Source organism: Ralstonia sp. VS2407 (genome assembly GCF_052950655.1).
On sequence record NZ_JBRFVG010000232.1, the window covers coordinates 1 to 475 of the forward strand.

General features: G+C 69.3%; 1 pseudogene. It reads left to right on the top strand.

The features are described from left to right. A pseudogene (locus tag ACU8YE_RS24790) lies at nucleotides 1-293 on the top strand (hypothetical protein); the annotation flags it as partial. Nucleotides 294-475: the final 182 nt, after the last annotated feature.

A 475-nucleotide genomic window follows, 5' to 3' on the forward strand; every position in this document is an offset into this window, starting at 1 on the left:
TCTGGATGTCACTGCTGGTGGTGCTGTGCACGGCCGGCGACGACCGCACCTCGTGGGTCCGCACCGGCCAGAGCCTCAGCGCGCTCTGGCTCGCTGCACACCGGGTGGGACTGTCGGTGGTCCCGCTGAGCCAGGTGGTCGAGGTAGCAGAGACGCGACGGGCCCTGCGCGAGGAGGTGTTCCACGGGGGCTTGTGTCCCCAGCTGCTGGTGCGTGTCGGCTGGCAGCAGATCGGTCGAGCCGCGTTGCCCCGCACCAACCGACGGCCGCTGGACGACGTCCTCATCGACTGAGGCGGACCGTCGCCTCCCCGCGGCCGGGGCGCTGTGCCCTCCGCCGCAACACCGACCTGGGTTGGCTATTGACCATAGCCAATTGGCGATGCAGACTAACCACATGACCTCAGACGCGAACCGCCCCGCTCCTCCGACGCAGTTCCTCGACCGTCCCGACGGACGTGTCGCCTACGACGTCC